The sequence below is a fragment of the Ruegeria sp. HKCCA0370 genome (assembly GCF_013033705.1).
Lineage (GTDB): Bacteria > Pseudomonadota > Alphaproteobacteria > Rhodobacterales > Rhodobacteraceae > Ruegeria.
In genome coordinates this window covers 130,533-145,333 of the sequence record NZ_WQEP01000006.1, presented here as the reverse complement: position 1 = coordinate 145,333, position 14,801 = coordinate 130,533, and the positions used below count along the sequence as shown (strand labels likewise).

General features: G+C 59.8%; 16 protein-coding genes. 15 read left to right on the top strand and 1 reads right to left on the bottom strand.

The window, feature by feature from the left end; translation table 11 throughout:
- Positions 1–63: 63 nt before the first annotated feature.
- Positions 64–279, bottom strand: a complete 216-nt coding sequence (locus GOW31_RS14010; protein ID WP_170344966.1) for a DUF1127 domain-containing protein — start codon at positions 277–279, stop codon at positions 64–66.
- Between the two features lie 333 nt (positions 280–612).
- Between GOW31_RS14010 and ruvC the strand changes: the two genes are divergently transcribed.
- The 15 genes from ruvC (at position 613) to GOW31_RS13935 (ending at position 14,754) form a co-directional block, all read left to right on the top strand.
- Complete coding sequence (ruvC, locus tag GOW31_RS14005; RefSeq protein WP_152457220.1) at positions 613–1,110, top strand: crossover junction endodeoxyribonuclease RuvC; 498 nt, start codon at positions 613–615, stop codon at positions 1,108–1,110.
- A complete protein-coding gene (gene ruvA / locus GOW31_RS14000; RefSeq protein ID WP_171117485.1) occupies positions 1,107–1,784 on the top strand; it encodes a Holliday junction branch migration protein RuvA in 678 nt (225 codons plus the stop codon). Before ruvC ends, ruvA begins: the two co-directional genes overlap by 4 nt.
- A 4-nt stretch (positions 1,785–1,788) precedes the next feature.
- Complete coding sequence (ruvB, locus tag GOW31_RS13995) at positions 1,789–2,808, top strand: Holliday junction branch migration DNA helicase RuvB (protein WP_171170866.1); 1,020 nt, start codon at positions 1,789–1,791, stop codon at positions 2,806–2,808.
- Between the two features lie 63 nt (positions 2,809–2,871).
- Positions 2,872–3,495: a hypothetical protein gene (locus GOW31_RS13990; RefSeq protein WP_171171017.1), complete on the top strand. Its 624-nt coding sequence runs from the start codon at positions 2,872–2,874 to the stop codon at positions 3,493–3,495.
- Positions 3,492–3,875, top strand: coding sequence for a tol-pal system-associated acyl-CoA thioesterase (ybgC, locus tag GOW31_RS13985; RefSeq protein ID WP_171170865.1), 384 nt, complete (start codon positions 3,492–3,494; stop codon positions 3,873–3,875). Before GOW31_RS13990 ends, ybgC begins: the two co-directional genes overlap by 4 nt.
- Positions 3,876–3,985: 110 nt before the next feature.
- Positions 3,986–4,681, top strand: coding sequence for a protein TolQ (gene tolQ, locus GOW31_RS13980; RefSeq protein ID WP_152457225.1), 696 nt, complete (start codon positions 3,986–3,988; stop codon positions 4,679–4,681).
- A 2-nt stretch (positions 4,682–4,683) separates the two neighbouring features.
- Complete coding sequence (gene tolR / locus GOW31_RS13975; protein WP_152457226.1) at positions 4,684–5,160, top strand: protein TolR; 477 nt, start codon at positions 4,684–4,686, stop codon at positions 5,158–5,160.
- Between the two features lie 9 nt (positions 5,161–5,169).
- The gene (locus GOW31_RS13970) at positions 5,170–6,273 is read left to right on the top strand and encodes an energy transducer TonB (RefSeq protein WP_171170864.1); all 1,104 of its coding nucleotides are present in this window, start codon (positions 5,170–5,172) and stop codon (positions 6,271–6,273) included.
- A complete protein-coding gene (gene tolB, locus GOW31_RS13965; RefSeq protein ID WP_152457228.1) occupies positions 6,270–7,589 on the top strand; it encodes a Tol-Pal system beta propeller repeat protein TolB in 1,320 nt (439 codons plus the stop codon). Before GOW31_RS13970 ends, tolB begins: the two co-directional genes overlap by 4 nt.
- Positions 7,590–7,661: 72 nt before the next feature.
- Positions 7,662–8,168, top strand: coding sequence for a peptidoglycan-associated lipoprotein Pal (gene pal / locus GOW31_RS13960; protein WP_152457229.1), 507 nt, complete (start codon positions 7,662–7,664; stop codon positions 8,166–8,168).
- 4 nt (positions 8,169–8,172) lie between these two features.
- A complete protein-coding gene (gene ybgF / locus GOW31_RS13955) occupies positions 8,173–8,997 on the top strand; it encodes a tol-pal system protein YbgF (RefSeq protein ID WP_171170863.1) in 825 nt (274 codons plus the stop codon).
- Entirely contained in the window at positions 8,988–10,247 is a 1,260-nt protein-coding gene (gene tilS, locus GOW31_RS13950) for a tRNA lysidine(34) synthetase TilS (protein ID WP_371807890.1), read from the top strand. Before ybgF ends, tilS begins: the two co-directional genes overlap by 10 nt.
- A gap of 75 nt (positions 10,248–10,322) precedes the next feature.
- Positions 10,323–12,239, top strand: a complete 1,917-nt coding sequence (ftsH, locus tag GOW31_RS13945) for an ATP-dependent zinc metalloprotease FtsH (protein WP_171117497.1) — start codon at positions 10,323–10,325, stop codon at positions 12,237–12,239.
- Between the two features lie 97 nt (positions 12,240–12,336).
- Positions 12,337–12,933, top strand: a complete 597-nt coding sequence (locus GOW31_RS13940; protein ID WP_171170861.1) for an MOSC domain-containing protein — start codon at positions 12,337–12,339, stop codon at positions 12,931–12,933.
- Between the two features lie 144 nt (positions 12,934–13,077).
- Complete coding sequence (locus GOW31_RS13935) at positions 13,078–14,754, top strand: formate--tetrahydrofolate ligase (RefSeq protein WP_171170859.1); 1,677 nt, start codon at positions 13,078–13,080, stop codon at positions 14,752–14,754.
- The last annotated feature ends 47 nt before the right edge of the window (positions 14,755–14,801 follow it).

Here is a 14,801-nt window from a genome sequence, read left to right as displayed (position 1 = left end):
GCTCGGTGTTTCTGTTTGCCCCTCAAGGGAGGAGGAAGGGGCGTATGCGAGTGGTGGTCGGTATCACCGGCGACCTTGGGCGATGGCGTCGATGTCGCCACGGCACAGGCCGATATCTTCCAGTTCACGATCGCTTAGACCGGTCAGCGCGTTGCGGGTAACGCGGGCGTCATTCCATTCGACGGCGGCGTTCACGGCCGATACGAAAAATGCGCCGATACGGCCAACGAGGCCGAACGAGCCAGTGGAGGCGAAGCGGGTGGTGTCCAGTGCAGCCATATCCTGTTTCCTTCTGGTTGGTGTTCATTTTGCAGTCTTGCGATCTGCCCGGCATCTAGTGCCGCCAAATCGCCCGCACAAGTTCAGTTTTTGCATGTGTCCTATGCGTTTCCTGCAATGCTCCAAAAGGCTGTAATCCCCTTAAATAATTGGTGAAAACGCGTTCACAAAAGTGTCGAATTCAGACTTTTTGAAGTCGCAATTGGCGTGTTGAGTCGCCTATGGGACAGGTGTGTCGTTTTCAGGCCTTGGGTCAATTCGCTTGGAAAATGTTCACGCTTCGTGCTAGGCGTTGAAAAAAGATCACAGAACCCGAGCAGGCCGAGGCAAAACATGCGAATTCTGGGCATTGATCCGGGGCTTAGGACCCTGGGGTGGGGCGTCATCGAATCAAATGGCAGCCGCCTGAGCCACGTGGCCAACGGTTTGTGCAAGTCGGATGGGGATGATCTGGGTGAGCGGCTGTTGTCTCTGCATAACCAGATTGTCGAAGTCATCGCCGATCATCAACCGGACCAGGCGGCCATCGAACAGACCTTTGTGAACAAGGATGGCGCCGGTACGCTCAAACTGGGTCAGGCGCGAGGCGTGGCGTTGCTGACGCTGGCACAGGCCGGATTGCCGGTGGGGGAATACGCCCCGAACCGGGTCAAGAAAACGGTCGTGGGTGTCGGGCACGCGGAAAAGGAGCAGGTGTTGCACATGGTCAAACTGCAATTGCCCGGATGTCAGCCCAAAGGGGCGGATGCAGCAGATGCTCTGGCGATTGCGATTTGCCATGCCTATTACGGCAAGACCCAACAGGTGCGTGTGAAAGAGGTGCGGGCATGATCGGAAAACTCACCGGAAGGCTGGACTATCGCGCAGCAGATCACGTGCTGATCGATGTCCGGGGTGTGGGATACATCGTCTATTGCTCTGACCGGACCATGGCTGCACTGCCGGGTGTAGGCGAGGCGGTTTCGATCTATACGGACATGGTCGTGCGCGAGGACCTGATGCAGCTTTATGGCTTTCTTTCGCTGGTCGAGAAGGAATGGCACCGCCTTTTGTGCTCGGTTCAGGGGGTCGGAGCGAAAGTCTCTCTGGCGATCCTCAGCGCGCTGGGGCCGGACGGTGTCAGCCGCGCAATCGCACTGGGAGATTGGGCGGCGGTCAAGGCGGCGAAAGGTGTGGGGCCGAAAACGGCGCAGCGGATCGTTCTGGACCTCAAAGACAAGGCGCCGGGCGTGATGGCCATGGGTGGCACCTTGACCGATGCGATGGATGGCCCTTCGATCGAAGTTGTAGAGCCTGTCGAGGCAGCGCCTGCTCGGAAGCAGACGCCAAAACCGGCCTCTGGGGCCGCCGCGGCGTCCGCGGGTGCGCTGTCTGCCTTGTCTAATCTGGGTTATGGGCCATCGGATGCAGCAGCCGCGGTTGCCGAGGCGGCCGCCAACAACCCGGATGCAGACGAAGCGGGTCTGATTCGTGCCGCGCTGCAATTGCTGGCTCCGAAAGGCTGAATGAATGGTAGACGCTGATCCCACTGTGCGCCCCGATCCATTGCCCGAGGACAACGACCGCGCATTGCGCCCGCAGGGCTTGGATGAGTTCATCGGTCAGGCCGAGGCACGCGCCAATCTGCGCATCTTCATCCAATCCGCCCGCCAGCGGGGCGAGGCGATGGATCACACGTTGTTCCATGGCCCTCCGGGGTTGGGCAAGACGACGCTGGCGCAGATCATGGCGCGTGAACTGGGGGTGAATTTTCGCATGACGTCCGGGCCGGTTCTGGCGAAAGCGGGCGATCTGGCTGCGATCCTGACCAATCTCGAAGCGCGGGATGTCTTGTTCATCGACGAAATCCACCGCCTGAACCCGGCGGTGGAAGAGGTGCTTTACCCCGCGATGGAAGATTTCGAACTTGATCTGGTGATCGGCGAGGGGCCCGCCGCGCGAACGGTTCGGATCGAGTTGCAACCCTTCACGCTTGTCGGGGCCACGACGCGCATGGGTTTGCTGACCACACCTTTGCGCGACCGGTTTGGTATTCCGACCCGGTTGCAGTTCTACACTGTGGACGAACTGCATGAGATCGTCACCCGAAACGCGCGGAAACTCGGCGCTCCGGCGGATGATGAGGGCGCGCGCGAGATTGCGCGCAGGTCACGCGGTACACCGCGCATCGCCGGACGTCTGCTGCGGCGGGTGGTGGATTTCGCCATTGTCGAAGGAGATGGGCGGATCACCCGCGAACTGGCTGACGGAGCCTTGACGCGGCTGGGGGTGGACCATTTGGGACTGGATGGTGCGGACCGCCGGTATCTGAAACTGATCGCCGAGAATTACAGTGGTGGTCCTGTCGGGATTGAAACGATGTCAGCCGCCTTGTCTGAAAGCCGTGACTCGCTGGAGGAAGTGATCGAGCCCTTTCTGTTGCAACAGGGGTTGATCCAGCGAACACCGCGTGGGCGGATGTTGGCGCAAAAGGCCTGGACGCATCTGGGCATGACTGCACCCAAACGGCAGAGCGATCTGTTCGGTTGAAGCTTGCGCTTGGAAAATTTATGCCTTCGGCGAGAGTGTTTTCGAAAAGATGAAGGCTTGACCGTGACACCGGAAGAGATTGAGGCGCTGTTCACGCGCGAAAGCGGTGAGTTTCTGTTTGCCCGTTGGGGACGACCCATCGTGCCGATTGTGTTTGGTGTTGAAGATGAAACGCTGTCCACTGTGAAGGGCGCCTTCGAGGCGGTTGTCACCTTGGCCGGTCACAAAATGGCCGAAACCGACCCCGAACTTGGTGCCAACTGCATGGTCTTCTTCTTCCGGGATTGGCAAGAGCTGCTGGACGTGCCGGATCTTGATCGTCTGATCCCGGATCTGGCACCGTTGGTCGGGCGCTTGGTTGAAGCGGATGCAAACCAGTATCGCATTTTCCGGTTCGAGGAAGACGGCGCGATCCGTGCGGCTTTTGTTTTTCTTCGCATGGACAAGCAGTTGTCCAAGGTACCGGCGGAAACGCTGGCGCTGAGCCAGGTGGTGCAGACCATCCTGCTTTGGTCCGATACTGCGTTTCGGACGCAATCTCCGCTGGCCGTGGCGGGCGAAACGACGATCCTGCGCCCCGATATTGCTGCGTTGATTCGGGCTGCTTACGATCCGGTTTTACCGGGTTCGGCGCAGGATGCGTCTCATGCGCTCAGGTTGTTTGCCCGGTTGGAGCCACTGCAATGAAACATACCTATCCGGTTCGCGTTTATTATGAAGACACCGACATGGGCGGCGTCGTCTATCACGCGAACTATCTGCGGTATATCGAACGTGCGCGTTCGGATTGGGTGCGCAATCTGGGCAATGACCAGAACGCGATGCGGGAAGAAGGCATTGTTTGGGTCGTGCGGCGGGTCGAGGCCGAATACCTTGCGCCTGCCAGGTTCGATGACGAACTGATCGTCGAAACCGAAGTCACGGAAATCTCGGGTGTGCGGCTGACCATGGCGCAGCTGGTCCGGCGCGGCGAGACCGAGATTTTTCGCGCCTCGGTCACTGCCGTGTGCATCAACAAGGATGGCAGGCCGATCCGGCTTCCGGCAGAGATTCGCGCATTGATGTAACAATTTGCGGGTCAGGGGTGGTTCTGTTGGCATTTCAGCCCCAACTGCGTTAGCGTTTGGCAAAACAAGGCCAAACAAACGGCCGTCAGGCAAAAACAAAGAGCAGGTTCATGGAAGCTGAAACGCTGGCGCTGGCGCAGGAGATCGATTTCTCCATGTGGGGGCTGTATGCCCGCGCGACCTTTATCGTCAAATTGGTGATGTTGATGCTGATCGGTGCATCAATCTGGTCCTGGGGCATCATCATCCAGAAGCTGATCAATTACCGCGCGGCCCGTCGCGAGGCGCAGGCATTTGACGAGAGCTTCTGGTCCGGCAACCCTTTGGACGAGCTGTTCGAGCAGATCGGAACCCAGCCGGATGGCAGTTCTGAAAAGATTTTTGCTGCTGGAATGATCGAATGGCGCAGGTCGCACCGAAATGATGGCGGATTGATTGCCGGAGCGACCGCGCGGATAGACCGGTCCATGGATGTGGCCATAGCGAAAGAGGCAGAGACCTTGCAGAAAGGTCTGCCCATCCTGGCCACGGTTGGATCGACTGCGCCGTTCATCGGCCTGTTTGGTACCGTCTGGGGCATCATGAATGCGTTTATCGAAATCGCCGAACAGCAGAATACCAATCTGGCGGTCGTGGCCCCGGGTATTGCCGAGGCACTATTGGCAACGGGGCTCGGCCTTCTGGCCGCGATCCCGGCGGTTATTTTCTACAACAAGCTCAGTGCAGACTGTGACCGCATCGTTGGCGGCTACGAAGCCTTTGCCGACGAGTTCGCGACCATCCTGTCGCGTCAGTTGGACAGCTGACAATGGGCGCGGCGGTTCAGCAATCCTCGGGTGGAAACGGGCGCAGACGCGGTCGGCGTCGCGGGCGCGCGCAACCCATGGCCGAGATCAACGTGACCCCGTTTGTGGATGTCATGCTGGTTTTGCTGATCATCTTCATGGTGGCCGCGCCATTGCTGACCGTCGGTGTTCCGGTAGATCTGCCCAAGACCGCCGCCAGTGCTTTGCCCGGTGACAATGAAGAACCTTTGACCGTAACCCTGACGGCAGATGGACGTGTGCAGATCCAGACAACAGACGTGTTGCGCGAGGAACTGATCGGCAAGCTGCGGGCCATCGCCGCTGAGCGGAGCAGTGACCGGGTTTTCCTGCGCGCCGATGGCGCGATTCCTTACGCGCAGGTCATGCAGGTAATGGGCGCGCTGAACGCGGGCGGGTTTTCCAACGTTGGGCTTGTGACCGATACGGGCGGGCCGACGCTGGACGAAGGTGGAGAGTGAGGGCGCACGGTGGATACCGGCACCAAGATTTCGGCGATTGCGCATGTCAGCCTGATCGGAGTGGCGCTTTTCGGCGGCACCTTCCGGTCCGAGCCTTTGCCGATGGCCGTACAGGATGTGTCCGTGATCACCGCTGAACAATTCGCGGCCATGACGGCCCAGCGGGATGCGCCTGAGATCCCAGAGGTGCCGGCGGCATTGCAACAACCGCCCGAACCACAGGCTGATAGCACGCCGCCAGAACCTGTGGTCGAGGAACAGCCCCGCCCTGAACCCGTCGTGCCTGCCGAACCCGAACCCGAGCCTGCGCCCGTTATCGTCGAAGCACCGCCGGAACCGGACGTGCCGGATGAGCTACCGGTACTGACAGAGCCCGAGGTCGAACCTGTCGCACAGCCTGTGCCTCCGGGGCCCGAGGCGCAGCCTCGCCCGTCCGATCGTGTTGCCCCCGAGGCCATAGCGCCACCACCGCCCGAGGCAAAACCGGATGATTTCGAAACGCCGCCCGTTTCACTGGATGAGGGCGCCGAGGTTCAGCAGGAACAACAGGATCAGACCGCGCCGGAAGAAGCGGCCCCCGAGATCGTGACCGAGGCAGAGGAAACCAAAGAGCAGTCTCCGCTTACGTCTCCGCGACCGCGGGTGCGTCCGAACCGCCCAAGCCCACCGCCCGAACCCGTTGTGGCAGAGACGCCCGAGGCGGCGCCCGAACCGAACGCGCAGGCCGACGAGGCCGCGATCAATGACGCTCTGGCCGAAGCCTTGGGTAGTGGAACCCAGCCATCCGGCCCACCACTGACCAGCGGCGAGAAGGACGCGATGCGATTGGCCGTGTCCAAGTGCTGGAATGTGGGCTCTTTGTCTACGGATGCACTGAGTACTGTGGTCGTTGTGGCTTTTTCGCTAAACCGTGATGGTACGGTTGTGGATGGCAGCATTCGGATGCTGGACAGTTCTGGTGGGTCTGCTGGCGCGGCCAATCAGGCCTATCAGGCCGCCCGGCGCGCGATTTTGCGCTGCGGGGCCAGAGGATATGACTTGCCTGCTGACAAATACGCTCATTGGCAGGATGTTGAGATTACATTCAATCCCGAGAGGATGCGGATCAAATGATGAAACTTCTGACCAGCCTCTTTGTCGGCCTGACGCTGATGTCTACGCCGGTTCTTGCACAGAACAGTCCCCTGCGGCTGGAATTGGACCAGGGCATTATCGAACCATTGCCCTTTGCGGTGCCGAACTTTGTTCCCGATGGCCCGTCAGCGGCGCAATATGCACAGGACATCTCGCGCGTGGTGGCAGCTGATCTGACAGGAACCGGGTTGTTTCGCGAGATCTCTTCGGATGCCTTCATCAGTCGGGTCAGCAGCTTTGAGGCTCCGGTTCAGTTTGCCGATTGGAAAGCGATCAATGCGGATGCGCTGATCACGGGGGCGGTCAATGTTTCGGGCAAGAACCTTACGGTTCGGTTCCGGGTCTGGGATGTGTTTTCGGGTCAGGAACTGGGCAATGGGTTGCAACTGGCGGGTACCACCGAAGGTTGGCGGCGCATGGCGCATAAGGTGGCGGACCAAGTTTATAGCCGGATCACAGGTGAGGGCGGGTATTTCGACAGCCGCGTGGCCTTCGTTTCGGAAAGCGGGCCGAAAAACCAGCGCCTGAAGCGACTGGCGATCATGGATTATGACGGGGCGAATGTGCAGTACATGACCGACAGTGCCGCAATCGTTCTGGCGCCGCGGTTTTCGCCTACCGGCGATCGGTTGCTTTACACCAGCTATGAAAGCGGCAGCCCGCGCATCTATGTTCTGGATGTGGGGCGCGTCAAACGGCAGGAGTTGAAGACGCAGGACGGAACCATGAGCTTTTCGCCCCGCTTTTCGCCGGATGGCCGGTCGATCGTGTATTCCTTGATTCAGGGCGGAAACACGGATCTGTGGAAAATGGATCTGGCGTCGGGGCAAAGCACTCGTCTGACCAACACGCCAGCGATTGAGACCGCCCCCAGCTATTCGCCGGATGGCAGCCGGATCGTGTTTGAAAGCGACCGTTCGGGTACACCTCAGCTGTACGTGATGCCCGCGAATGGCGGTGAGGCCACGCGGATCAGCTTTGGCTCGGGTCGTTATGGCACGCCGGTATGGTCGCCGCGCGGCGATCTGATTGCCTTTACCAAGCAAAATCAGGGCCGCTTCCACATCGGGGTGATGCGCACGGACGGATCAGAGGAACGCTTGTTGACCGCCTCGTTTCTGGATGAAGGCCCAACCTGGTCGCCCAATGGCCGCGTCATCATGTTCACCCGTGAAACGCAGGGCGCCAGCGGCCGGGCCTCGCTTTATTCGGTGGACATCTCGGGTCGCAACCTGCGCCCGGTGCGTACACCGGATGGCGGCAGTGATCCGTCATGGGGCCCACTACAGAATTGATCGCAGCAAAGTTCACAACGAATCGTCCCTGTGGTAGACAGGCGGCAACAATCAAAACACGAGGCACTTGAAATGAATGTATTGAGCAAAGTCCTGGCGTTGGGCGCGCTGAGTGTGATCGCCGCCTGTACGAACAATGACCCATCCGCCTTGGGCGGCAGCGGTGCCGGCGGCACAGGCGCAATTGTACCGGGCTCGCCCAGTGACCCGCGTTCGCCTGCGTATTTCCAGCAGACCGTCGGGGATCGTGTTCTGTTCGCCGTGGACCAGTCCACCCTGACACCACAGGCGCAGACCGTGTTGCAAGGGCAAGCGGACTGGCTTCTGGCCAATCCGGATTTTGTTGCCACGATCGAAGGTCACGCGGACGAGCAGGGTACGCGCGAGTATAACCTTGCGCTGGGTGCGCGTCGCGCAAATGCCGCTCGTGAGTATCTGATTTCGCGCGGTGTTGCTGGCAACCGTCTCAAAACCGTCAGCTACGGCAAGGAGCGCCCAATCGAGATTTGCAGCGTTGAGGAATGCTATTCCAAGAACCGCCGCGCAGTGACTGTGCTGACCGGATCAACACTGGGGTAAGACAATGCGTATGGCAGGATGGGTATTGGCGGCGGTCGTGGCGACAGCCGGTGTTGCACAGGCACAGGATCAGCAAACCCTGGCCGACATACGTCAGGAGCTGACGGTGCTGCATGTGGAAATTCAGCGCCTGAAGCGCGAGTTTTCCACCACAGGATCGCCAGCGCCAAACTTGTCCGGCAGTTCGGTTCTTGAACGGGTTGACGCCATTGAAGCGGAACTGCAACGCCTGACCCGTCAGACCGAGCAGCTGAACCAGCGTGTGCAAAACATTGTCTCGGACGGCACCAATCGCATCGGAGATCTGGAGTTCCGCCTGTGCGAGCTTGAGGCAAACTGCGAGATTTCAGGCGAACCGACCAGCACACTGGGCGGAGAGGGCACAGATGTAGGTACGGCCGTCATCACGCCTGCCACGCCATCCCAAACCGATCAGGGTGAACTGGCCGTGGGAGAGCGGGCGGATTTCGACGCGGCATCGCAAGCACTGGCCGATGGGGATTACCAGACTGCGGCTGATTTGTTTGCGCAGTTTGATACGAACTATCCCGGCAGCCCCCTGGCGCCCGAAGTGAATCTGAAACGTGGTCATGCGCTTGAAGGCCTTGGCGACACCCGCGAAGCGGCACGGGCGTTCTTGGCAAGCTTTACCGGAGATTCCGAAGGAGCATTTGCCCCCGAGGCCCTGTTCGAGTTGGGCGCGGCGCTGGGGCGTCTGGGGCAGACCGATCAGGCCTGCATCACGCTCAATGAAGTTGGCGTGCGCTTTCCATCCGCACCGGCGTTTGCGGATGCGACGCAAGAGATGTCTGCGCTGGGGTGTTCTTGAACCGTCACAGCGAAAACCTGCTTGCAGAGCTTCGCGCCCGGCTTCCCGAAAGGCTTCCGCCTAAACTGGGCGTGGCGGTCTCGGGCGGTGGGGATTCCGTCGCGTTGATGCATCTTTTGCATCAAGTCGCCCAAAACGAAGAGATCGCCCTTTTTGTGGCCACGGTCGATCACGGCTTGCGCCCCGACGCAGCGCAGGAGGCCGTGACAGTGTCGCGCCAGGCCGCTGCTTTGGGGCTGCCGCATGACATTTTGCATTGGGCGGGTTGGGACAGGTCGGGCAATGTTCAGGACGAGGCCCGCAAGGCGCGTTACAGCCTGCTTGCCGGTTGGGCGCAACAGCGCGGAATCGACGCTATCGCGTTGGGGCACACGGCGGATGATCAGGCAGAAACGTTGCTGATGCGACTGGGTCGTTCATCAGGTGTTACGGGACTGTCCGGCATGTCGGCAAGCCGGCAATGGGAAGGTGTGACATTGCTGCGGCCAATGCTGGGGATCACACGCAAGGATCTGAGAACCTACCTGACCGGTATCGGCGCAACATGGGTCGAAGATCCGTCGAATCAGGACCCTCGTTTCGACCGGATCAAGGCACGAGAGGCCGTGTCCGGCCTCAAACCACTGGGAATTGACGCGCTTTCATTGTCGCGAGTGGCCGAAAATCTGGCGCAGGCCCATGCAGCCCTGGGTGTGTTTGCGCAGGAATCCGCACGGAATGTCGCCCAGGTCGAACAAAGCGACGTGAAGGTGGACAGGGCCGGTTTTGCCGCATTGCCCAAGGAAATCCGACGCCGCGTGTTGCTTGGATGCCTTGCCTGGATCGCAGGGCAGGGATATCCCCCGCGTCAGGCGGCGGTCGAGCAGGCCATGAAGGCCATAACCGACGGGCGGGCAGGGTCGCTCAGCGGTTGCCTGTTGGTCCCGGAAGGGATGAGTGTTTGGATTTGCAGGGAATTCAAGGCCGTGGAGGCTCGGATTTCAGCACGTGACGAAGTTTGGGATGGCAAATGGGTCTTGACCGGGCCCGAGATTTCCGGTGCCGAGATCCGCGCTCTGGGTGAAGACGGGCTGCGACAGGTGCCCGAATGGCGCGAAACAGGCCGGCCCAGGCTGGCCTTGAGTGCGACGCCCGCAGTCTGGAAGGGGGGCGCGGTGCTGGCCGCTCCGCTTGCGGGATTTGCGAACGGATGGCGCGCGGACACGACGCCGGAATGGCCCGAGTTCTACGCATCTTTTTTATCGCATTGAACATACCACAATCCTCTCTATTTTAAGAGGTAACTTGGCAGCTCCTCACCTGCCGGAACTTTTGGGAGAATTTCCTTGGGCAACGCTCGCAATATCGCGTTTTGGGTCGTTCTGTTTCTGCTGATCCTTGCACTGTTCAATCTGTTCAGTGGACCGGGCGGAACGCTTCAGAGCAATGAAAGAACTTATTCCGATTTCGTCGGCGCCGTGCAAAGCGGTGAAGTCAAGAACGTGACGCTGGACGGCGAACAGATCCGCTATACGACCGAAAGCGGTGCGACTTACGTCACGATCAAACCCGGCGACGCCGAGGTCACCAAGCTTTTGATCGATGAGAACATCCCGGTTCAGGCGGTCAAGCAACAGCAGTCGGGCTTCCAGTCTTTCCTGATCACGCTCTTGCCGTTCCTGCTGCTGATCGGTGTCTGGGTCTATTTCATGAACCGGATGCAGGGCGGCGGCAAAGGCGGTGCGATGGGCTTTGGCAAGTCGAAGGCCAAGATGCTGACCGAAAAGCATGGCCGCGTCACATTTGACGACGTCGCGGGCATCGACGAAGCCAAGGAAGAGCTGGAAGAGATCGTCGAATTCCTGCGCAATCCACAGAAGTTCAGCCGCCTTGGCGGCAAGATCCCGAAAGGCGCGCTGCTGGTCGGTCCTCCGGGTACTGGTAAAACATTGCTGGCCCGCGCCATCGCGGGTGAGGCAGGCGTTCCGTTCTTCACCATTTCGGGGTCCGACTTCGTCGAGATGTTTGTCGGCGTCGGTGCATCCCGTGTCCGGGACATGTTTGAACAGGCCAAGAAGAATGCGCCTTGCATCGTCTTCATCGACGAGATCGACGCGGTGGGTCGCCATCGTGGCGCTGGATACGGCGGTGGTAACGACGAACGCGAACAGACCCTCAACCAATTGCTGGTTGAGATGGACGGGTTTGAGGCCAACGAAGGCGTGATCATTCTGGCGGCTACCAACCGTAAAGACGTTCTGGATCCCGCGCTGCTGCGTCCGGGCCGTTTTGACCGCAACGTGACCGTTGGTAACCCCGACATCAAAGGCCGCGAGAAGATTTTGGGCGTGCACGCACGTAAGACGCCTCTGGGCCCCGATGTCGATCTGCGCATCATTGCGCGCGGTACGCCGGGCTTCTCGGGGGCCGATCTGGCGAACCTCGTGAACGAGGCTGCGTTGATGGCCGCCCGCGTGGGGCGCCGCTTTGTCACCATGGAAGACTTTGAGAACGCCAAGGACAAGGTGATGATGGGCGCCGAGCGCCGCTCGATGGTGCTGACGCAGGACCAGAAGGAAAAGACAGCCTATCACGAGGCGGGGCATGCCGTTGTCGGCCTGACCCTGCCGTTGTGCGATCCTGTCTACAAAGCCACGATCATTCCGCGCGGTGGTGCGCTGGGTATGGTGGTTTCGCTGCCTGAAATGGATCGCCTGAACTACCACCGTGATGAGTGTGAGCAAAAGCTGGCCATGACCATGGCCGGCAAAGCCGCCGAGGTTATCAAATACGGTGAAGACCACGTTTCGAACGGCCCGGCCGGGGACATCATGCAGGCCAGCCAGTTGGCGCGTGCCATGGTGATGCGCTGGGGCATGTCGGATAAGGTCGGTAACATCGACTATGCCGAGGCGCACGAAGGCTATCAGGGCAACACCGCAGGGTTCTCGGTGTCGGCGCATACGAAAGAGCTGATCGAAGAAGAGGTGAAACGCCTTATCCAGCAGGGTTATGAGCGCGCGCACCAGATTTTGACCGAACAGCGCGAAGAATGGGAACGCCTGGCGCAGGGCCTGCTTGAATACGAAACCCTGACGGGTGATGAGATCAAGCGCGTCATGAATGGTGAATCACCCAGCGAGGATGATGATGAAGGCGATAAGCCGGATGAAGGCAGCGCGCCCAGTGTCACGGCCATTCCCAAGACAAAGGCCAAGAAATCTCCGCCCGATGGCGGGATGGAGCCCGAACCCACCGCATAGTCAAAAAAGACCCGGCGCATAGTCCGGGTCTTTTTTCTTTTCATCGGTGTTTTGCCTGGCAATATGCACGCAAGAAAAAGAGCGAAAAGGGAAGGCTATGCCATTTTTGCGTGAAACCGAATTTGCCGCCGAAGCAGTCTGGCTTGGCCATGTCTCTGCGGGACCCCCTTTACGGGCCAAGGCTGTTGACACGCTGGATCTGGGTTTTGACGGCGTGAAGGGTGAGCGCCACGAAGGCCTTAATCGGGCGTCCTGTGTCAGGGTCTCGAACCTTTACCCGAAAGGCACTGAAATTCGCAACGTGCGTCAGCTTTCAGTTTTGTCCGAGGAGGAGTTGCAGCAAATTGCGCAGGACATGGGGTTGGATCAGCTTGATCCGTCCTATCTTGGGGCTTCCATTGTGCTGCGCGGAATCCCGGATTTTTCACATATCCCCCCGTCTTCACGTCTTCAGGCAACAAGCGGGGCGACGATAACGGTGGACATGGAAAACGCCCCTTGTGTTCTGCCGGGGCGCGAGATCGAAGCGGATCAACCGGGGCATGGCGCGGCTTTCAAACCTGCGGCGGTCGGGCGTCGGGGCGTCACGGGATGGGTCGAACGCCCGGGGCGCATTCAACTGGGGGATCGGCTGAAACTGTTTGTTCCGGATCAACCTGCGTGGGTTTGTGAAAACAGGCTTGTTTCCGATTAGAAACCCCTGAAACGAACTTACGACGCTTCGCGACGCCAGAATGTCGGAATCCATGGCTATCGGGATTGTACACAAGGGTATGGAATGCACAGCGCCGACGCCCCGCGTCGGTTTTGCACGGTATTCAATCAAGGACCCCGGCCAATGAGCTACAAATCCGATATCGAAATCGCCCGCGAAGCGAACAAAAAGCCGATTCAGGAAATCGGTGCCAAGATCGGCATCGACTCTGCGGATCTGCTGCCTTACGGCCATGACAAGGCGAAGGTCAGCCAGAACTTCATCAACTCGGTGCAGGACCGCGAAGACGGCAAGCTGATCCTGGTGACTGCCATCAACCCGACCCCGGCAGGTGAGGGCAAGACCACGACCACAGTGGGTCTGGGTGACGGTCTCAACCGCATCGGCAAGAACGCGATGATCTGTATCCGCGAAGCCTCGCTTGGCCCGAACTTCGGTATGAAGGGCGGCGCTGCGGGTGGCGGCTATGCGCAGGTCGTTCCGATGGAAGAGATGAACCTGCACTTCACCGGTGACTTCCACGCCATCACCTCTGCTCACTCGCTGCTGTCGGCGATGATCGACAACCACATCTACTGGGGCAACGAGCAGGAGATCGACACCCGCCGCGTCGCATGGCGCCGTGTGGTCGACATGAACGACCGTGCCCTGCGTCAGATCACCGCCAGCTTGGGTGGTGTGTCGAACGGCTTCCCGCGTGAGGCAGGTTTTGACATCACCGTAGCGTCCGAAGTCATGGCGATCCTCTGTCTGGCGAACGACCTGAAAGACCTGGAAAAGCGTCTGGGCGACATCATCGTTGCTTATCGCCGCGACAAGACACCGGTCTACTGCCGTGACATCAAGGCCGAAGGCGCAATGACCGTTCTGCTGAAGGACGCGATGCAGCCGAACCTGGTGCAGACGCTGGAAAACAACCCGGCCTTCGTCCATGGCGGCCCGTTCGCGAACATCGCGCATGGCTGTAACTCGGTCATCGCGACCAAGACCGCTCTGAAAGTCGCCGACTATGTCGTGACCGAAGCCGGTTTCGGTGCGGATCTGGGTGCCGAGAAGTTCATGAACATCAAATGCCGCAAGGCGGGCATTGCCCCGTCGGCAGTTGTTCTGGTTGCGACCGTGCGCGCGATGAAGATGAACGGCGGCGTTGCCAAGGCCGATCTGGGTGCGGAAAACGTTGAGGCCGTCAAATCAGGCTGTGCCAACCTGGGCCGTCACATCGAGAACGTGAAATCCTTCGGTGTACCGGTTGTCGTCGCCATCAACCACTTCGTCACCGATACCGATGCCGAAGTTCAGGCGGTGAAAGACTATTGCGGCGAGCACGGCGTCGAGGCGGTTCTGTCGCGTCACTGGGAACTGGGTTCCGAAGGGTCTGCGCCGTTGGCTGAGAAAGTCGTCGAAATCGTCGAAGGTGGCACCGCGAACTTCGCACCGATCTACCCCGACGATATGCCTCTGTTCGAGAAGATCGAAACCATCGCCAAGCGCATCTACCGCGCTGACGAGGTTCTGGCTGACAACAAGATCCGCAACCAGCTGCGTGAATGGGAAGAAGCCGGATATGGCAACCTGCCGGTCTGCATGGCCAAGACGCAGTATTCCTTCTCGACCGACCCATCGCTGCGCGGTGCACCTACGGGCCATTCGGTTCCGGTGCGCGAGGTACGCCTGAGCGCGGGCGCGGGCTTCATCGTGGTCGTCTGCGGCGAGATCATGACCATGCCTGGTCTGCCCCGCAAGCCGGCTGCCGAAACCATCTGCCTCAATGACGCAGGTGAGATCGAGGGCTTGTTCTAAGCCGCCGAATAGGACATCTCGTGGTCCGGGGATTCATTCCCGGGCCA